We start from the raw sequence: 19,504 nt of genomic DNA on the forward strand, positions 1-19,504 counted from the left end.
CAAATTCCGACAGTTTGTCTATCCTTTAGTTTACACGAAAATTTGATTTTCATGTATGCAAATTAAAAAAATTTACACGGAAATGGAAAAACGTGGGCTTTTAAGCGTTTGTATGGTTATTCCAATCTTTAAGGAAGCCTTCCATTCCTTTGTCTGTTAATGGGTGCTTGGTTAGCTGTTCAATCACTTTGTAAGGAATTGTTGCAATGTGGGCACCGGCCATCGCTACACGCGTTACATGGTCTGGATGTCTAACGGATGCGGCAATGATTTGGGCATCTAAGTTATGAATGCGGAATAATTCTGCGATTTTCGATACTAATAGGACACCATCTTCAGAGATATCATCTAGACGGCCTAAGAATGGTGAAACATAGGTAGCACCTGCACGCGCTGCTAAAAGCGCTTGGTTCACGGTGAAGATCAGTGTTACATTAACTTTGACACCTTTTTGGGAAAGGTAACGGGTAGTCTCTAAGCCTGCAATGTTCATTGGAACTTTGATCGTGACTTTTTCATCGCCGCCGTTGATTTTGATTAATTCTTCCGCTTCTGCAATCATTTGTTCCGCTGTTTCGGCATATGGTGATACTTCTGCAGAGACAGATTCTACTTCAGGTACTGCTTGAAGAATTTCTTCGATTCGATCTTCAAATTTCACACCTTCTTTGGCAACTAACGAAGGATTGGTTGTAACACCGGATAAAACACCAATTTTATAAGCTTTTTGAATATCAGCCAGGTTTGCAGTATCAATGAAAAATTTCATTTTATTTTCCCCTCCAACTTTCGACTAAATTTTCAGTTTTCTACTTACAGATTGAAACCGCCCTCGAGTTTAAGGACGGTTCAATTTATAAAAAATACCAAGCGTCTTTTGCTTACGCTTTGTTGGAAGAACCGAATTCGCGCATTTTGCCGATAACCGTTTCTTTGATCGCGTCGCGAGCTGGTCCTAAATATTTACGTGGATCGTATTCATTTGGTTTAGCCGCTAACACTTCACGGACAACCTTCGCAGAAGCGATTTGGTTTTCTGTGTTTACGTTAATCTTAGCTGTACCAAGAGATACAGATCTCTGGATATCTTTTAATGGAATTCCTGTTCCGCCATGAAGAACGAGCGGCATGCCAGTAATCTTGCCGATTTCTTCCATTTCAGCAAAACCAAGATTTGGTTCGCCTTTGTAAGGGCCGTGAACAGAGCCTAATGCAGGAGCAAGACAGTCGATGCCTGTACGTTTCACAAGCTCTTCACATTCTTTTGGATCTGCATAGATGACGCCTTCAGCGACAACATCGTCCTCTTGACCGCCAACTGTTCCTAATTCTGCTTCAACAGACACACCTTTTGAGTGCGCATACTCAACCACTTTTGAAGTAATTTCGATGTTCTCTTCAAATGGGTGGTGGGAAGCATCAATCATAACAGATGTAAAGCCGGCATCAATCGCTTCTTTACATTTGTCAAAGCTTGAACCGTGGTCAAGGTGGATTGCAACCGGAACGGTAATTTTATAATCTTCTAATAGACCTTCTACCATTTTTACAACGGTTTTGAAACCGCCGATATAACGGCCTGCGCCTTCAGAAACACCAAGAATAACTGGTGAATTTTCTTCCTGTGCAGCTTGAAGAATCGCTTGCGTAAATTCTAAGTTATTAATGTTAAATTGCCCAACAGCGTAGCCTTCTGCTTTCGCTTTATTAAGCATGTCTTTCATCGATACTAAAGGCATTTCTCTTCCTCCTTAAATTAGGTTGATCCCATTTCGAAACAGGGTCTCCCCTATCAGGTTTTCCCTCTGATTTGACGATTATGTATGCACCCGAAATGATCATCAGCCTGTGAAAAGTTCATATGTATCATAACAAAACAAAGGAGGAATTACCAATAATCCAACACAGTTTTTTAAACTGTCATAATGAAAGCGCACCCATTTGCGCCGATTGAAATTCAGCTGAATAATGGCTGTTTTTTTTTAAAAAATGATGCGGTCAGGCTGGTCATTTCAGAGGAAATCACACCTGAAACCAGGCTGATTGCACGCTCTATTTAATTCGCCTTTTGCGGAATATGTTTGCGGACGGCCGCTCGGATATCATCAATATCGAAAGGCTTGGCAAAATGGGTAATTGCACCAAGGTCTTTGGCTTCTTGAATCATGTCCAATTCACCGTAGGCAGTCATGATAATCACACGAATATCCGGGTCGATGACTTTCATTCGTTTTAAAATTTCAATTCCATCCATCCCCGGTATTTTCATGTCTAGCAGGACAAGATCGGGATCATGCTTTGTGACAATCTCCAGCGCCTGAACTCCATTCGCAGCTTGGAAGGTTTGATAGCCCTCTTTTTGGAACACCTCATTTAGCAAAATACGAATACCAAATTGATCATCCACAATTAAAATCTTCTCTTTCATTTACTCCACCTCTTCCTTGTTATTATTCAATTAATTATCCCATTCCATATCATTTCTATTAATTCTACTAAGGGAGGCAAATTTCCTGCCTGTTTTCTTCACACAAACCTGTTATTTTGTGGAAATTGATTTTTATTTTTGAATGGTTGGGAAAAGGTTTATAATAAGAATGCGTATAAGGAGGGTTATGATGTTAAAAATGTTTACGACTCAGTTAACCGGCGTTTTGAAAAGAATAGATGAAAAAGAGGAATTTTCGCTGGAGGATGGCGCCCGCCTGCTTGCCCAGGCCCCTGTCGGCGATGGTTCGGTTTATATATGGGGCACGAAGGAAATGAAGGCTGTTGAATTTGAGGCACTAGAAGGCGCGGAGCCGTTTACGGGGGCAAAGCGGCTGACGGCTGAAGATGTGTGCGTCCTTAACGATGCGGATCGGGTGTTAATGTTCACGCGCACTTCCCGCGATGAGGAGGCTGTAGCTGTTGCCGGGCAGCTCCGGGAAACTGGGATTCCCTTTGTGGCTGTTTCGACGGTAATGGAGGAGGCTAGTGAAGACGACTTGACACAGCTTGCGGACGTCCATATTGATTTGCGGTTAAAAAAAGCCTTACTTCCCGATGATTTCGGCAACCGCTATGGGTATCCTTCCTCGATGGCCGCATTATTTGTTTATTTTGGGTTAAAATTCACGATGGATGAGATGCTCGCGGAATATGAAGAGTAAAACGGCCCGGAAATGGGTCGTTTTTTATTTTTTGGACTTCTTTTTTTAAACTATTCCTGATTACTTTCCGATTTTGCAGATTTACTTTCCACTTTTGGTATTTTACTGTCCAGTTTTCCTCGTTTACTTTCCACTTTCGGCACTTTACTGTCCACCTTACCTCAATTACTTTCCGCTTACATTCCCCCCCAAAACCCTTCGCTCAAAAAAAGACCAGTCCCCCACAAACGGAGAACTGGCCTTCGTCACACTCTATTAATTTTGAATCGATGCCTGAATGAAGTCTCTGAACAGGGCTTGAGGGCGCGTTGGTCTTGAGACAAATTCCGGATGGAACTGGGACGCTACGAACCAAGGATGATCCGCAAGCTCGATGATTTCAACCAGACGGCCGTCCGGGCTTGTTCCTGAGAAAATAAATCCAGCCGCTTCCATCTGCTGACGATAATGGTTATTAAACTCATAACGGTGGCGGTGGCGTTCGTAAATCACTTTTTCTTCGTAAGCTCTAAATGCTTTCGTGCCTTCTACCAAACGGCATGGGTACAAACCTAAGCGCAATGTGCCGCCTAAATCCTCCACATCCTTTTGCTCCGGAAGCAAGTCAATAATCGGGTGCTTCGTCTCTGGAACAAATTCAGCAGAATGGGCATCCGCTAAACCAAGCACGTTGCGGGCAAATTCAATCGTTGCCAGCTGCATTCCTAAACAAATGCCAAGGAATGGCTTTTTCTGCTCGCGGGCATAGCGGGTCGCCTCGATTTTCCCTTCAATTCCGCGATCACCGAAGCCGCCTGGTACAAGGATACCATCGACATCGCCAAGAAGCTCCGCTACATTTTCACGGGTCACTTCATCCGAATTAATCCATTTAATTTCCACATCCGTATCAAATGCATAACCGGCATGCTTCATCGCTTCGACAACGGAAATATAGGCATCCTGCAGCTCTACATATTTCCCGACAAGACCGATGCGCGTCTTGTTCGAAAGGTTAAGAACGCGGTCCACTAACGCCTTCCACTCTGTCATCTCCGCTTTTTCTGTATCTAATTTCAAATGGTCGCAGACAATTTGATCCATATTTTGCTCTTGAAGCGCAAGCGGAATGGAATAAAGCGTATCCGCATCCTGACATTCAATGACCGCTTTCGCATCGATATCGCAGAACAATGCCAGCTTGTCCTTCATGTCTTGCGATACCGGCATTTCCGTCCGGACGACGATGATATTTGGCTGAATGCCAAGGCTGCGCAGTTCTTTTACACTGTGCTGCGTCGGCTTTGTTTTCATCTCACCCGCTGCTTTAATATACGGGATCAAGGTACAGTGGATGTACATTACATTGTCACGGCCGGCATCACTTTTGATTTGACGAATGGCTTCCAAGAATGGCAGCGACTCAATATCGCCAACGGTTCCGCCGATTTCCGTGATCACGACATCGGCATTGGTTTCCTTGCCGGCGCGGAAGACGCGGTCTTTGATTTCATTGGTAATGTGCGGAATTACCTGCACGGTTGCCCCTAGGTAATCACCGCGGCGCTCTTTTCTAAGGACCGATGAGTAAATTTTTCCGGTCGTAACGTTCGAATACTTGTTTAAGTTAATATCGATAAAGCGCTCATAGTGCCCTAAATCTAAATCGGTTTCCGCACCATCATCGGTTACGAATACTTCCCCATGCTGATAAGGGCTCATCGTTCCCGGGTCAACGTTGATGTACGGGTCAAATTTCTGAATCGTTACATTCAAGCCCCGATTTTTCAAGAGGCGTCCAAGCGAGGACGCGGTAATTCCTTTTCCGAGTGAGGATACAACCCCACCTGTTACAAAAATATACTTTGTCATAAATATTCCCCCTTCAATTACAGTTTGTACATTATTCAGGTGATTTAAGGACTTTTTGCAAAAATTATTTTCCCTATTGCTCCAAAAACGAAAAAACTCCTATGTACGGGAGTTTTTTTAAATAAGCTGTGGTAAACTTGCCTGTTGATTTCCGCTCCAGGTGCTTCGCTTTCCGCGGGCGGTCCGGTGAGCCTCCTCGGCGCTTAAGCGCCTGTGGGGTCTCACCTGTACCGTGCTCCCGCAGGAGTCTCGCACCTTCCGCTCCAATCAACATAGTTCATATCCACAATAATTTTTAACACAGCTTAAAAATAAAAAGCGCTCCATCTCGCGTTTGCAAGGGAGCGCATAGAAATAAATAGTCATTCGTCCTTTTTTAAGGAGCCCAAAAAAGATATTACAAGGGGTTGAGGTAAAAGTCAAGCTGTTTTCCCCTTCGAGATCAAATGGAAACAATGAAAAGGATTACAAGTCCTCGTCTTCTTCCTCTTCCTCAAATTCTTCCTCTTCTTCTTCCAGTTCCTCGTCTTCAAGCTCTTCATCCAGCTCGAATTCTTCATCGTCTTCTAGAACTTCTTCATCGTCGTCATCGTCAAACTCATCGACTTCATCAAGGTCAAGGTCCTCTTCATCATCTAAAAGATCGTCCTCATCTTCGAAATCGTCAAGCTCGTCGTAATCTTCCTCTTCAATTTCATCGAATTCCTCTTCGTCGACAACCTTCTTCGCCTTTTTCTTCTTCGGTTTAACGGCTGTTACCACTTCTTCTTCCGCCGTATCGACAGGATACCAAACGCGCAGTCCCCAACGGTTTTCTCCTAATGAGCGAAAGCGCCCATCAATGTTGATGTCCGTATAAAATTGTGCCAGGCGAGATCTGATTTCCTGTTCGGAAATCCCAGCAGCCGTTTGAATCTCTTTTAATAAATCATTAAAGGAGATTGGCTGTTTGCTATTTTTTAAAAATTCATAAGCCATTTCGATGAGGGATAATTCTTGCAATTCCTCTTTTGAGTATTGTGCTAAACTCACTATTGGCACTTCCTTTCTCTATTTAACACTCGAAAATGAGTAGTTAAGGGCATTTCTCCCAAAATACATATTCTTCATTATAAACAAATTCTTATTGTTTATGCTAGTTCTAGTTGGACAATCACTTGATTTTTTCCTTTGGCGATTCCTTTTCCTGCTGTGCCTTCTGTTTTTTCATCTCCTTAATAGCAATAACCAAGAAGAAGATGGCCAGCAAAAGAAACGAAACAGCACCCAATTGACGTTGATAGAGATAGTTTAATGGCCAGGCAAAAATGATTAAAACAATAATTATGTGACTAACTTTCATCAGTACCCACCTGCCCGAAATCCCATAGAAGTTTGAACGTTATTTAGATTATATAAGATAAATGTTTTTTTTAATATCTCCTTAAAATATTTTTTTACTAAAAGAGGAAAATGGTGTCAGGCACCATTTCCCTCTTTTTACAAGTTCTTGATTTTCGACTTAGAGATTGGTACAGCTCCAGGCCATACGCCGCTAACCAGGGCGCTTCCGCATTTCGTTACATATTCCGGCGATACTGACCGCCGACTTCGTAAAGGGCTCGGGTGATTTGGCCGAGGCTTGCGACTTTGACGGTTTCCATCAGCTCGGCAAAAATATTGCCGCCGCTCGTCGCCGCTTCTTTCAAGCGCTTTAGTGCCGCCGCCGACTCCCCGGCGTGTGCTTCCCAGAAGGCGTGCAAATGTTGAATCTGCAGCTCCTTTTCCTCCTTTGTTGCCCGGGCGATTTCCATATTATTCACGTCTTCCACTGAAGGCGGATTCGGATTCAAATACGTATTGACCCCAATAATCGGCAGCTCACCAGTATGCTTTAACATTTCATAATGCATCGACTCATCCTGAATCTTGCCGCGCTGGTACTGTGTCTCCATCGAGCCAAGCACCCCGCCGCGGTCGTTCAAACGTTCGAACTCCTGTAACACGGCCTCTTCTACCAATTCAGTTAATTCCTCGACGATAAACGAACCCTGGAGCGGATTTTCATTTTTCGTCAACCCGTGCTCCTTCGTGATAATCATCTGAATCGCCATCGCCCGGCGCACCGATTCCTCGGTCGGCGTCGTGATCGCCTCATCATAGGCATTCGTGTGCAGCGAATTACAATTATCATGCAAGGCCATCAACGCCTGCAGGGTCGTGCGGATATCATTGAAGTCAATTTCCTGGGCATGCAGTGAACGTCCCGAAGTCTGCACATGGTATTTCAATTTCTGACTGCGTTCGTTGGCACCATATTTATCACGCATCACTGTTGCCCAAATCCGGCGCGCCACCCGGCCAATCACCGTGTACTCCGGATCCAAGCCATTCGAGAAAAAGAACGACAAGTTCGGCGCGAAATCATCAATCTTCATCCCCCTGCTCAAGTAATACTCGACATAGGTAAAGCCGTTTGACAGCGTGAACGCCAGCTGCGAAATCGGATTCGCACCCGCTTCGGCAATATGATAGCCGGAAATCGATACCGAATAGTAATTGCGCACCTGATGATCAATAAAATACTGCTGGATATCGCCCATCATTCGTAAGGCGAATTCCGTTGAAAAAATACACGTATTCTGGCCTTGGTCTTCTTTTAATATATCAGCCTGCACCGTGCCGCGCACCGTCCTTAGTGTAAAGCTGCGAATCTCCGCAAACTCCTCGACGGTCAACACACGGCCAAGCTCGGCTTCTTTCTGCTGCACCTGCTGGTCAATCGCGGTATTCATAAACATCGCCAAAATAATCGGTGCCGGACCGTTGATCGTCATCGAAACCGATGTGGACGGATGGCAGAGGTCAAAGCCGTCATACAGCTTTTTCATGTCATCAAGCGTACAAATGCTAACACCACTCTCGCCGACCTTCCCGTAAATATCCGGACGATAATCGGGATCCTCGCCATATAGCGTCACCGAATCAAACGCTGTACTTAAGCGCTTCGCATCATCATCCTTCGATAAATAATGGAAGCGGCGGTTCGTCCGCTCCGGTGTGCCTTCGCCGGCAAACTGCCGTTTCGGATCCTCTCCTTCGCGTTTGAACGGGAACACTCCAGCGGTATAAGGGAACGAACCCGGCACATTTTCCTGATACACCCAGCGGATGATTTCCCCGTAATCCTTATACCGCGGCAAAGCCACCTTCGGAATATTGAGACCTGATAAGCTTTTCGTTTTTAACACGGTGATAATCTCTTTATCACGAATCCGTGTGACAAATTGGTCACCGGCATAGGCAGCCTTCGTTTGCTCCCATGTCGAGAGGATTTTCCGCGATTCCGCTGTCAGCCCCGCTTCTGTTTCCTGCTTCACCGCTTCTAAAGCGGCCACCACTTCCGGCTGGTCCTTCACCGCTTCCAATGCTCCCTCGAGCTGGAATAATTTCCGGGCAATATTAGCCTGTTCTTCCGCCTTCTTATGATAACTGCGCACCGTTTCCGAGATTTCCCGTAAATAATACCGGCGGTCCGTCGGAATGATCACATTCTGCTTCTCCACAATGGCATGTTTGCTAAAGGACGTCACCCAATCCGTCCCCATGGCACGATTTACTTTTTCCACCAGTGCCGCAAACAAAGCGTTCGTGCCCGGGTCATGGAACTGACTGGCAATCGTGCCGTACACAGGCATCTCTTCAATAGCCTGCTCAAACAGCATATGATTGCGCTGGTATTGCTTTTGCACCTGACGCTTCGCATCCTCCGAACCCTTGCGCTCAAATTTATTAATGACAATGAGGTCAGCAAAATCAAGCATATCAATCTTCTCAAGCTGCGATGGCGCCCCGAATTCACTCGTCATCACGTACATCGACACATCACAGATTTCCGTGATTTCCGCATCCCCCTGGCCGATGCCGCTCGTCTCGACGATCACTAAATCAAATCCCGCCGCCTTCGTCACCGCTACCGCATCTTTAATCGCCAGCGACAATTCGTTTTTCGATTTCCGGGTCGCGAGACTGCGCATATACACATTCGGCGAGAAAATCGCATTCATGCGAATCCGGTCCCCAAGCAATGCCCCGCCCGTTTTTTGCTTCGTCGGGTCAACCGATAGAATTGCCACCCGTTTCTCTGGGAATTCATTGATAAACCGGCGGATCAATTCATCCGTCAGCGAGCTTTTTCCGGCACCGCCCGTACCGGTGATTCCAACAACCGGAATCCTTTTCTCCAGCGACTTCACTTGTTCGAGCACCTGCTCCGCTGCTGCTGCCGCCTCATTCCGTTTATCGACATGAAGCTCTGCTAACGTAATCAACTTTGCAATGCTGTTCACATCGCCAGACGGCAATTTTTCAATCTGCTCGGTTACATCTGTTGTCACCGTGGAAAAGTCACATTCCCGGATCATTTGCTCAATCATGCCCTGAAGGCCAAACGTCCGGCCATCATCCGGTGAGAAGATTCTGGCGATCCCGTATTGGTGCAGCTCATCGATTTCGCGGGGAATAATCACCCCGCCGCCGCCGCCATAAATCCGAACATGCGGCGCGCCTTTTTCCTTCAATAGGTCATACATATATTTAAAATACTCCACGTGCCCGCCTTGATACGAAGAAATCGCAATCCCCTGCACATCCTCCTGAATCGCCGCGTTCACCACCTCTTCCACCGAGCGATTATGCCCGAGGTGAATAACCTCCGCCCCGCTCGCCTGAAGAATCCGGCGCATAATATTAATTGAAGCATCATGGCCATCAAACAAACTCGACGCCGTCACAAAACGGATATGATGCTTTGGCTGATATTTCTCCATCGTGCTCCCCCTTTTTGTCATTCTCCTTTTTGGAAAATGAACTCTATTCACCGTTCGCTGCCATTGCTAGTTTTCCGGAAATTTTGCAGCAGGCGTACTTCGTTGCAATCCCCGTCTATCTAATTATTGCTCCGGAACTTTTCCAGGTGCCGTTACCTCGTGGCTGATCCCCGATAATAACAGGTCTGTCTGTAATTCAATATATTCTTCCAATGTAAATAACTTCCGTAAGGCCCAGCGGCGGAAGCCCCACATTTGTCCTTGGACAAAAATGTTATGGGCAATGATGGCCACTTGTTTCTCTGACAGGTGCAGCTCCCCGTTTTCAACGCATCTCGACAAGAGGTTCTCAAACATGCCGACCATTTCCATTTCTTTTTTCAACACATAGGGAAGAGCGTCCTTTGACAGTGACTTTACCTCCTGGTACATCACGAGCACCTCCGCCTGCATCTCATCCATTACCTGGAAGAAGTTAGCGATCCCAAGCTTCAAGCTGTCTAATGTCCCTTTTTTCAAGGCAAGATCTTGCTGCAGACGCTCACTGACATGGTCATAAATGCTGTCACAGACAAGATAGAGGACGTCCTCCTTTGTGCGAATGTATTCATACAGCGTTCCGATACTAAACCCGGCTGCTTTGGCAATTTCCCTTGTCGTCGTCCGGTGAAACCCCTTTTGTTTAAAAAGTGCTACGGCCCCTTTGATCATTTGATCACGCCTTTTTTGCACAAGGCGCTCATCCTTGACCGAAGCCTGTACTTCCCGCTTATTCATCCCCTAACCGCCTTTATTCAAATTAGGCGATCCCAAATTGCCGCCTTTCTGCTTGTCATACCTGCTGATTATTTTGTTAGCGTTCGTGAAATCACGAGGCGCTTGTTTTAACATCCGTGATCTCACGAGGCCTTGTTTATTTTGTTAACATCCGGGAAATCACGAGGCGCTGAATTTCCTGCGTTCCTTCGTAAATTTGGGTGATTTTTGCATCGCGCATGAATCGCTCTACTGGATAGTCCTTCGTATAGCCATAGCCGCCAAATACTTGAACGGCCTCGGTTGTCACCTTCATAGCGGTGTCGCCGGCAAATAATTTCGACATCGCCGATTCTTTTCCGTACGGTAAGCCGTTTGACTCGAGCCATGCCGCCTGATAGGTTAATAATCTGGAAGCCTCAATATTTGTTGCCATATCTGCAAGCTTGAAACTGATTCCTTGGTTCGCCGCGATTGGTTTGCCAAACTGGTGGCGTTCCTTCGCATAATCAACTGCCGCATCAAGCGCACCCTGAGCAATTCCAACCGCCTGCGCTGCGATCCCGTTGCGGCCGCCGTCAAGGGTCATCATTGCGACTTTAAAGCCGTCGCCTTCTTCACCGAGCCGGTTGGCAACAGGAACCTTGCAGTCTTCAAAAATAATTTCCGTCGTCGGCGATGAGCGGATGCCGAGTTTCTTTTCCTTTTTTCCAACAGAGAAGCCAGGGAAATCGCTCTCGATGATAAAGGCCGTCGTCCCTTTATGCTTGCTGGTTGGATCAGTTACAGCAAAGACAACGTAAATTTCGGCCACGCCGCCGTTGGTGATAAAAATTTTCGAACCGTTTAAGACGTAATGGTCGCCTTCTAAACGTGCTGTCGTTTTCATTCCGCCCGCATCCGAGCCGCTGCCGGGCTCTGTTAAGCCATAGGCACCAATTTTTGTTCCTTCTGCCATCGGACGCAGGTATCTTTGCTTTTGCTCCTCACTGCCAAATTTGTAGATTGGCCAGCAGGCTAGCGAGGTATGCGCAGAAAGCATGACACCCGTTGACGCGTCCACACGGGACAGCTCCTCTACGGCAATGCAATAAGCAAGATAATCACTGCCGATGCCGCCATACTCCTCCGGCCACGGAATACCCGTCAAGCCAAGCTCCGCCATTTTGTCAAAAATCTCTCTATCGAAGCGTTCTTCCTCATCGCGCTCGGCTGCCGTCGGTGCCACTTCATTTCGCGCAAAATCGCGCACCATTTTGCGAATCATTTCATGCTCTTCGGATAATTTAAATTGCATTTTTCTCGTCCTCCTCTATTAATCCAGTCCGACTATGACGGTTTATTTGACTTTTATGACCTCTTTTTTGACCTTTACGACCTAATTTTCATTACTTACGACGTTTGCCAGAAACTTTACGACGTATTTTTGAAGCTTTATGACATGTTTCTGGGAAATCATGGGGAATTAGTGCGTTTTTCCTTTTTAAAGGTACTTACTAATCACAATCCGCTGAATTTCGCTTGTGCCTTCGTAAATTTCGGTTACTTTGGCATCGCGGAAGTACCGTTCGACCGGGTAATCCTTGGTATAGCCGTAGCCGCCAAATACTTGAATCGCTTCCGTTGTGACCTCAACCGCTGTCCTTGTCGCGAACAGCTTCGCCATTGAGGCTTCCATACCGCATTTTATCCCTTGACTGCGCATATTAGCAGCACGATAGACTAGTAGTTTCGCCGCTTCCACACTTGTGGCCATATCAGCGAGCTTAAAGCCAATCCCTTGCTGGGCCGCAATTGGTTTGCCAAATTGCTGGCGCTCCTTCGCGTAGGCGGTTGCGGCCGTTAGTGCAGCTTCTGCTATTCCAAGTGCCTGTGTCGCAATCCCGATACGGCCGACTTCAAGGTTCGCCATCGCAATTTTAAAACCATCACCTTCGTTGCCAAGCAGGTTCTCCACCGGTACCTGCATATCTTCAAATGTCAGCTGAACCGTTCGTGAGCCGTGCAAGCCCATCTTCTTCTCATCCTTGCCGATAATGAGCCCGGGGGTATTTTTTTCAACAATAAATGCAGCAATTCCCTTTGTGCCCAGGCTTGGGTCGGTAGTCGCAAAAACAATATAAATATCGGCCTCGCCGCCATTGGTAATAAACATTTTGGAGCCATTGAGTACATAATGACCGTCCTTCTTGACCGCCCGCGTCTTTAAGCTCGCGGCATCTGAACCGGAGCTTGGCTCGGTTAGGCAGAAAGCACCCAAATATTCCCCTGAAGCAAGCTTCGGAACATATTTTTGCTTTTGCTCTTCGTTCCCAAAGTAAACTATTGGGTTTGTGCCCACAGATGTATGGACAGAAAGAATCACACCGAGTGCGGCACTCACCTTCGAGATTTCATGAATCGCAATGATGTAGGAGGTGAAGTCCATTTCGGCCCCGCCGTATTGTTCCGGCACAGGAATCCCCATCAGACCCAATTCACCCATTTTGCGGAGGATTTCACGCGGAAATTCACCTTTTTCCATATTTTCAACAAATGGGGCAATTTCGTTCACTGCAAAATCGCGCACCATTTTCCGCATCATTTCTTGTTCTTCCGTAAATGTAAGATTCACGTTGATTTCCCCTTCCAGAGGATATTAATCTGAAAAATTGCAGCCAGTTGCTGCATTATATGAGTGCCCGTCTTGGACGTATTTTTCCTAGTTCGGGCACTGTGATGGGCCAACTATTCGTACGTGTAAAACCCGCGCCCTGTTTTCTTGCCGAGCCAGCCTGCTTTGACGTACTTTCGGAGCAGCGGGCATGGTCGGTATTTGTCATCGCCGAAGCCTTCGTGAAGTGTTTCCATGATGTACAAGCATGTATCCAAACCGATAAAATCAGCCAAAGTTAACGGGCCCATCGGGTGGTTCATGCCTAGCTTCATCACCTCGTCAATCGCTTCCTTCGTGGCGACACCCTCGTACAGGGTAAAAATAGCCTCATTAATCATCGGCATCAACACACGGTTAGATACGAATCCAGGAAAGTCATTGACCTCGACCGGCACCTTGCTCAAGGTTTTTGTCATATCTTCAATCACCTGGTATACTTCATCGGCTGTAGCCAGGCCGCGGATTATTTCCACAAGCTTCATTACCGGCACCGGATTCATAAAGTGCATGCCGATGACCTTTTCCGGACGCTTCGTGGCTGCGGCAATTTCAGTGATCGGCAATGATGAGGTGTTGCTCGCCAAAATCGCATGCTCTGGAGCAATATCATCCAGCTGGGCAAAAATTTTCGTCTTGATATCCATATTTTCAACAGCAGCTTCGATGACAAGGTCCACACCACCCACATCGTTCAAGTCGGTCGATGCAGTCAGCTTTGCGAGCACTTCCTGCTTTTGCTCCTCTGTCATTCGGCCTTTATCCACGTTGCGTGAAAGATTTTTGTTGATGACTCCCAAGCCGCGCTCGACAAATTCGGGCTTTAAATCGTTTAGTAACACCTTGTATCCTGCTTGTGCACAAACTTGGGCGATCCCTGAGCCCATCTGCCCTGCACCAATGACCATTACAGTTGAAACCTGCATGTTTTCCCCTCCAATTTTTCCTTACTTTTTATAAAAATCATCCTTAAACAGCTCTAAACGACAGTAAAAGCCACTTATGCGACAGTTACGCTGCCCCATACGACAGTAATAATCCGTTATCCGACAGTTACGCTGCCCCATGCGACAGTAACAATTCTCTATCCGACAGTAAGCCACGCTTCAGCTGACAACCTTACCCTAAGCTTTAGGCACTTCGATCATTATGGCATCACCCTGGCCGCCGCCTGAGCAAATCGCGGCAATACCGATTCCGCCGCCGCGCCGCTTCAATTCGTTCATCAACGTAATGATAATCCGGGCGCCGCTTGCCCCGATTGGGTGGCCTAATGCGACCGCACCGCCATTCACATTGACCTTTTCCGGGTCAAGTCCGGCAATTTTTCCGCTCGCCAATGCCACTGCAGCAAAGGCTTCATTAATTTCAAACAAATCAATTTCGTCCAAGTTCCGGCCCGTTTTTCGTAAAAGCTCATTAATTACGAGTCCAGGTGTTTGCGGGAAGTCCTTTGCTTCTACAGCAATCGCAGCGTGGCCGAGGATAACTGCCCCTACCTCACGTCCTTCTCGAACAGCACGCTCCTCGCTCATCAGCACGAGGGCCGCCGCACCGTCATTCACACCAGGGGCATTCCCTGCGGTAATCGTTCCTGTTGAATTGAAGACAGGCGCTAGTTTAGCCAGCCGTTCCAAAGACGTATCTTTCCGCGGCCCCTCATCTGCTGAGACCACAACAGGGGCGCCTTTTCGCTGCGGCACTTCGACTGGAACAATTTCTTCCGCCAATTTACCGTTCTCAATGGCTGCAATGGCCCGGGCATGGCTGCGCAATGCCCATTCATCCTGTGACTCGCGGGTAATCTCCATTTCTTCAGCCGTAGAGTTGCCGTATGTCCCCATGTGAACACCGGTAAAGCTGCAGCTTAAGCCGTCATGGATCATTAAATCCTTTACAGGCGAATCGCCCATTCTTATGCCCCATCTTGCTTTTGGCAAAAGATAGGGAGCGTTGCTCATCGATTCCATGCCGCCTGCGACGATGACCTCTTCATCGCCAGCGCGGATGATTTGGTCGGCCATTGTGACACTGCGCATGCCTGAAGCACACACTTTATTAATCGTTTCTGTTTTGACTTCCCATGGGATGCCGGCGTGGCGGGCTGCCTGACGCGACGGGATTTGTCCCTGTCCTCCTTGTAAAACCGTTCCAAGGATGACTTCACCCACCTCTTCCGGCTTCACCCCAGCTCGTACTAATGCCTCTTTCACAGCCATTCCCCCAAGCTGTGATGCCGTAAAGCTGCTCAATCCCCCTCCTAATTTTCCAAATGGTGTTCGAACACCGCTTAAAATAACCGTTTTCCCCATTCAAAACACTCCCCCTTTTCCTAATATTCAGTCATGTCTTTTAAAAAAAATTTTGCATTGACTGAACGCTCGCTCAATAATTACTGAAAAATGTAACGTCAGCTTCATCGCCAACGCCCGATATAATGAAAAGAAAAATGTAAGCGTTTTATCCCTGATTCTATTTTACATAAAAAATAGCAGAAGTTGAAATGTTTTACACGAATTTTTAAAAATTTCTAACTCCTGCTATTTTCATTTTTTGTTTACAGTTTAAGAAGCTGCAGCCTCTGGAACACCGCACACGGCTTTTTCAAGCAATTCAGCGACATCGTACGTTGATACTTTTTCTTCAACTTCCTTCGCCTTTGTTCCGTCGGAGAGCATGGTTAAGCAGTATGGACAGGCTGAGCTGATGATTCCGGAGTTCGTTTCAAGCGCCTGTTCTGTACGGGCGACATTGATCCGGGAACCCGTGTCTTCTTCCATCCACATCAAACCGCCACCGGCACCGCAGCACATCGCCTTGTCACGGTTCCGTTCCATCTCTACCAGCTTCACGCCTGGAATCGCCTTTAAAATCTCCCGCGGCGGATCGTAGACGTCATTGTAACGGCCTAAGTAACAAGAATCGTGGAAGGTGATCGTTTCGTTGACCGCATGCTTTGGAACAAGCTTGCCATCACGAACCAACTCATAAAGAATTTCTGTATGGTGGAATACTTCCACATCCTCCAAACCGAAATCCGGGTATTCATTTTTAAAAATATTGTAGGCATGGGGATCGGTCGTAATTATTTTCTTCACGCCGGCTTTTTCGAATTCCTCAATATTTTTCACTGCTAACTCCTGGAACAAGAATTCGTTTCCGAGACGGCGGGCCGTATCTCCGGAGTTCTTTTCCTTGTTGCCAAGAATGGCAAATTTCACGCCGGCTTCGTTCAGTAATTTTGCAAACGAAAGGGCAATCTTCTGACTGCGGTTGTCGTAAGAACCCATCGCGCCGACCCAGAACAGGTATTCAAACTCTTCGCCTGCTTTATTCATTTCCTTCACGGTTGGCACATGAACGTCCTCACGAAGCTCACGCCAGTTCTCGCGCTCCTTGCGGTTTAAGCCCCACGGATTGCCTTGGCGTTCGATATTGGTCATCGCCCGCTGCGCATCCGGATTCATTTTACCTTCTGTTAACACAAGGTAACGGCGCAGGTCGATGATTTTCTCAACGTGCTCATTCATTACCGGACATTGGTCTTCACAGTTGCGGCATGTCGTACACGCCCAAATTTCCTCTTCGGTAATGACGTCGCCAATGAGGCTTGGACTGTAAGCAGACGCTGCGGCAGATTCTTGTGCACCCTGCCCTGCAGCAGCTAAAGCAATTTGATTTCCTTTTGTATTAGCAAATGCAAATGTCGGCACCCATGGCTGCTTCGAGGTAACCGAAGCGCCATAATTGGTGAGGTGATCACGCATTTTTACGATTAGATCCATCGGTGACAGCATTTTTCCTGTTCCGGAAGCCGGACACATGTTGGTACAGCGGCCGCATTCCACACAGGCGTAAAAATCGACCATTTGCAGCTGGGTAAAGTCTTCAATTTTTCCAACCCCAAAGGATTCTTGTGACTCATCTTCAAAATCAATTTTCGTCAGCTTGCCGGGATTCCCCAAACGATTTAAGTAGACGTTGGCCGGACCGGCAATTAAGTGCGCATGCTTTCCTTGCGGCACATAGACTAAGAACGACAGCAGGAATAGTAAGTGGAACCACCAAGCAACGTAGAACACTACAATGGAGGCGGTTTCATTTATCCCCGAAAAGATCAGTGAAATGACCGAAGCGACCGGCTCCGACCATGTCGGGTCCTCCCCATGCCAAATGATGCCCATCCCATTTCCGACAAGGACAGAAAGCATTAAACCGCCGATAAAGATGAGCACGAGGCCTGATTTAAAGCCGCGCTTTAAGCGGACAAGCTTTTCGATGTAACGGCGATAGAAGGCCCAGACCACCGCTACTAAAATCATTAAGGTAACAAGCTCTTGGAAAAAAGTAAACGCAGGATAGAGCGGGCCAAGCGGCAGGTGTGCCCCCGGTTTAATCCCTTTGATGATAAAATCAATAGCGCCAAACTGAACGAGCAGGAATCCGTAAAAAAACATGACGTGGATGGCGCCGCTCTTTTTATCCTTCATCAGCTTCTTTTGCCCAAATACCATCACCCAAATTTTTTGCATCCGCTCTTTGACATTGTTGTCAAACTCGGCTTTTTTGCCAAGCTTAATAAATTCAATCCGCGTTTTAACGACATAAATGAACAGACTGACAGAGTAAGCGGTTACAGCTAAAAATGCAATGAGATTCACCCATAATAGACCATTCATGTAAGAACGCCCCTTTCCACTTCATTTGGAAGTTGTAGAAAATAGATAATTTTCTGACAGATACTTATCTCTATTATATAATGAATGAGCATTCAGTCAACCAATTTTTTTAGAAAAAGAGGCAGAGCGGCGCAAATATGGAGCAATTGATCCATTTTACGTGCGAAAATGGATTTTTTTTAAAGTGATGGAATTGGGCTTAGCTTTGCTCTGCTCACACCACCTTTACAACTCATAGAAATGGCCGTTCTCGGAAACACTAACATCACGAATTGGGGGAAAGATTGCCAATGAAATTTGTACTCATATTGAGCGGACTTGTCCTTTTCATCATTATATGGCTTGTGCTTGATTTTAAATTAGGTCGAAAGAAGCATCTTTCCGTTGCGGTCAGAACGGAAACCTCCATCCTTCACGGCGATTTTGACATTTTTACGCATGGAAGGGAATTATTCCACGATTATTTTACGGCTATTCGCCAGGCAAAAAAGCAAATTCATGTCCTCTTTTACATTGTGAAGGACGATGCCATCAGCCAGGAATTTTTCATGATTTTAAAAGAAAAGGCACAGGAAGGCGTGGAAGTCAGACTGCTGCTTGACCGGCTCGGCAGCTGGAAAGTGAAGAGGAAAGTGGTAACGGCACTAAAGGAAGCGGGGATCCAATTTGCTTTTAGTAATCGGATTAAGCTTCCTTACTTGTTTTATTCCACACAGGTCCGCAATCACCGCAAAATCACGATTATTGACGGGGAAATTGGCTATCTCGGCGGCTATAATATTGGCAAGGAATACATTGATGAGGACCCGAAACTTAGCCCGTGGCGGGACTATCATGTGAAAATCACCGGTGAAAGCGTCAATTTTTTGCAGAGTGAGTTTTTGATTGATTGGAACGAGTACTTCGGTGAGGATTTATTGCGTCAGCCCGCTTATTTCCCGGTTTTGCCGAGGGGTGTGGTGCGGCATCAGTTCATTCCGACAGAGGCCGGCCAGCTTGAGGAGAATTTTCTTCGGCTGATTCGGAAGGCGGAGGAATCTATTATCATTGGCACCCCCTATTTTATTCCAAGTGCAGCAATTTTTGCAGAACTGCTGGAATCACGGCGGCGCGGCGTTGGGCTCACGGTGATTGTTCCATTTACTGCGGATCATCTGCTTGTCCAGGAGGCTTCCTATCGCTATTTACGGCAGCTCCTTGCGGCGGGTTCTAGGGTTTATCAATATAAAAATGGTTTTTATCATGCTAAAACGATTGTGATTGATAACAAAATCTGCGATATCGGCACCGCAAATTTCGATCAGCGCAGCCTGTTTTTAAACAAAGAAATCAATTGCTTCTTCTATGACCCTGCCTTTATTGAACGCTTAAAGGCCATTATTCAAAAAGACATTCACGACTCAAAGCCCCTGACACTGGCAGAACTCAATAAACCGAATTTCATTAGAACACAAAAAGAACGCCTCGCTGCCGCCCTATCCTACTTTCTATAGAGATCGGGTGTCCGCTTGGGATGGACACTGTCCACGAAGGGTGTCAGGCACCATGTGAAAATTTCACATGGTGCCTGACACCCAAACACACTCAAATGACACACGCAAATGG

At 46.6% G+C, this 19,504-nt stretch carries 15 protein-coding genes; 2 read left to right on the forward strand and 13 right to left on the reverse strand.

The features are described from left to right. Nucleotides 1–100 precede the first annotated feature (100 nt). From fsa to FAY30_RS25085, 3 genes are all read right to left on the reverse strand, one after another. Nucleotides 101–769, reverse strand: a complete 669-nt coding sequence (gene fsa, locus FAY30_RS25075; RefSeq protein ID WP_149872393.1) for a fructose-6-phosphate aldolase — start codon at nt 767–769, stop codon at nt 101–103. 112 nt (nt 770–881) lie between these two features. Then, nucleotides 882–1,739 carry a class II fructose-bisphosphate aldolase gene (locus FAY30_RS25080; protein WP_149872394.1) on the reverse strand — a complete coding sequence of 286 codons (858 nt, stop codon included), beginning with the start codon at nt 1,737–1,739 and terminating at the stop codon, nt 882–884. Between the two features lie 317 nt (nt 1,740–2,056). Next, nucleotides 2,057–2,428, reverse strand: coding sequence for a response regulator (locus FAY30_RS25085; RefSeq protein ID WP_149872395.1), 372 nt, complete (start codon nt 2,426–2,428; stop codon nt 2,057–2,059). 190 nt (nt 2,429–2,618) lie between these two features. Between FAY30_RS25085 and FAY30_RS25090 the strand changes: the two genes are divergently transcribed. Next, complete coding sequence (locus FAY30_RS25090) at nt 2,619–3,152, forward strand: DUF2529 domain-containing protein (RefSeq protein WP_149872396.1); 534 nt, start codon at nt 2,619–2,621, stop codon at nt 3,150–3,152. A 255-nt stretch (nt 3,153–3,407) separates the two neighbouring features. On the opposite strand, the gene FAY30_RS25095 is transcribed toward FAY30_RS25090, so the two are convergent. The 10 genes from FAY30_RS25095 to FAY30_RS25145 form a co-directional block, all read right to left on the reverse strand. Next, complete coding sequence (locus FAY30_RS25095; RefSeq protein WP_149872397.1) at nt 3,408–5,003, reverse strand: CTP synthase; 1,596 nt, start codon at nt 5,001–5,003, stop codon at nt 3,408–3,410. A gap of 465 nt (nt 5,004–5,468) precedes the next feature. Then, nucleotides 5,469–6,035 carry a DNA-directed RNA polymerase subunit delta gene (gene rpoE, locus FAY30_RS25105; RefSeq protein WP_149872399.1) on the reverse strand — a complete coding sequence of 189 codons (567 nt, stop codon included), beginning with the start codon at nt 6,033–6,035 and terminating at the stop codon, nt 5,469–5,471. Nucleotides 6,036–6,156: 121 nt separating this feature from the next. Next, the gene (locus tag FAY30_RS25110; RefSeq protein WP_149872400.1) at nt 6,157–6,345 is read right to left on the reverse strand and encodes a hypothetical protein; all 189 of its coding nucleotides are present in this window, start codon (nt 6,343–6,345) and stop codon (nt 6,157–6,159) included. Nucleotides 6,346–6,562: 217 nt separating this feature from the next. After that, nucleotides 6,563–9,811, reverse strand: coding sequence for a fused isobutyryl-CoA mutase/GTPase IcmF (gene icmF / locus FAY30_RS25115; RefSeq protein ID WP_149872401.1), 3,249 nt, complete (start codon nt 9,809–9,811; stop codon nt 6,563–6,565). A 123-nt stretch (nt 9,812–9,934) separates the two neighbouring features. Continuing rightward, nucleotides 9,935–10,588 carry a TetR/AcrR family transcriptional regulator gene (locus FAY30_RS25120; protein WP_149872402.1) on the reverse strand — a complete coding sequence of 218 codons (654 nt, stop codon included), beginning with the start codon at nt 10,586–10,588 and terminating at the stop codon, nt 9,935–9,937. A gap of 136 nt (nt 10,589–10,724) precedes the next feature. Further along, nucleotides 10,725–11,864 carry an acyl-CoA dehydrogenase gene (locus tag FAY30_RS25125; RefSeq protein ID WP_149872403.1) on the reverse strand — a complete coding sequence of 380 codons (1,140 nt, stop codon included), beginning with the start codon at nt 11,862–11,864 and terminating at the stop codon, nt 10,725–10,727. Nucleotides 11,865–12,050: 186 nt separating this feature from the next. After that, nucleotides 12,051–13,181, reverse strand: coding sequence for an acyl-CoA dehydrogenase (locus FAY30_RS25130; RefSeq protein WP_149872404.1), 1,131 nt, complete (start codon nt 13,179–13,181; stop codon nt 12,051–12,053). 113 nt (nt 13,182–13,294) lie between these two features. Beyond that, nucleotides 13,295–14,146, reverse strand: a complete 852-nt coding sequence (locus FAY30_RS25135) for a 3-hydroxybutyryl-CoA dehydrogenase (RefSeq protein ID WP_149872405.1) — start codon at nt 14,144–14,146, stop codon at nt 13,295–13,297. 198 nt (nt 14,147–14,344) lie between these two features. Then, entirely contained in the window at nt 14,345–15,532 is a 1,188-nt protein-coding gene (locus tag FAY30_RS25140) for an acetyl-CoA C-acetyltransferase (protein ID WP_149872406.1), read from the reverse strand. A gap of 252 nt (nt 15,533–15,784) precedes the next feature. Further along, a complete protein-coding gene (locus FAY30_RS25145) occupies nt 15,785–17,899 on the reverse strand; it encodes a (Fe-S)-binding protein (protein ID WP_149872407.1) in 2,115 nt (704 codons plus the stop codon). Between the two features lie 290 nt (nt 17,900–18,189). Here FAY30_RS25145 and cls point away from each other — a divergent pair, with 290 nt between their 5' ends. Continuing rightward, complete coding sequence (gene cls, locus FAY30_RS25150) at nt 18,190–19,392, forward strand: cardiolipin synthase (RefSeq protein WP_149872408.1); 1,203 nt, start codon at nt 18,190–18,192, stop codon at nt 19,390–19,392. Nucleotides 19,393–19,504 lie beyond the last annotated feature (112 nt).

The organism is Bacillus sp. S3 (genome assembly GCF_005154805.1).
Taxonomy (GTDB): Bacteria; Bacillota; Bacilli; order Bacillales; family Cytobacillaceae; genus Neobacillus.

What these genes read in the sequence shown, in the direction of transcription:
- fsa (WP_149872393.1), bottom strand. Translation starts at nt 769, where the DNA reads ATGAAATTTTTCATTGATACTGCAAACCTGGCTGATATTCAAAAAGCT.
- FAY30_RS25080 (WP_149872394.1), bottom strand. Translation starts at nt 1,739, where the DNA reads ATGCCTTTAGTATCGATGAAAGACATGCTTAATAAAGCGAAAGCAGAA.
- FAY30_RS25085 (WP_149872395.1), bottom strand. Translation starts at nt 2,428, where the DNA reads ATGAAAGAGAAGATTTTAATTGTGGATGATCAATTTGGTATTCGTATT.
- FAY30_RS25090 (WP_149872396.1), top strand. Translation starts at nt 2,619, where the DNA reads ATGTTAAAAATGTTTACGACTCAGTTAACCGGCGTTTTGAAAAGAATA.
- FAY30_RS25095 (WP_149872397.1), bottom strand. Translation starts at nt 5,003, where the DNA reads ATGACAAAGTATATTTTTGTAACAGGTGGGGTTGTATCCTCACTCGGA.
- FAY30_RS25110 (WP_149872400.1), bottom strand. Translation starts at nt 6,345, where the DNA reads ATGAAAGTTAGTCACATAATTATTGTTTTAATCATTTTTGCCTGGCCA.
- icmF (WP_149872401.1), bottom strand. Translation starts at nt 9,811, where the DNA reads ATGGAGAAATATCAGCCAAAGCATCATATCCGTTTTGTGACGGCGTCG.
- FAY30_RS25120 (WP_149872402.1), bottom strand. Translation starts at nt 10,588, where the DNA reads ATGAATAAGCGGGAAGTACAGGCTTCGGTCAAGGATGAGCGCCTTGTG.
- FAY30_RS25125 (WP_149872403.1), bottom strand. Translation starts at nt 11,864, where the DNA reads ATGCAATTTAAATTATCCGAAGAGCATGAAATGATTCGCAAAATGGTG.
- FAY30_RS25135 (WP_149872405.1), bottom strand. Translation starts at nt 14,146, where the DNA reads ATGCAGGTTTCAACTGTAATGGTCATTGGTGCAGGGCAGATGGGCTCA.
- FAY30_RS25140 (WP_149872406.1), bottom strand. Translation starts at nt 15,532, where the DNA reads ATGGGGAAAACGGTTATTTTAAGCGGTGTTCGAACACCATTTGGAAAA.
- FAY30_RS25145 (WP_149872407.1), bottom strand. Translation starts at nt 17,899, where the DNA reads ATGAATGGTCTATTATGGGTGAATCTCATTGCATTTTTAGCTGTAACC.
- cls (WP_149872408.1), top strand. Translation starts at nt 18,190, where the DNA reads ATGAAATTTGTACTCATATTGAGCGGACTTGTCCTTTTCATCATTATA.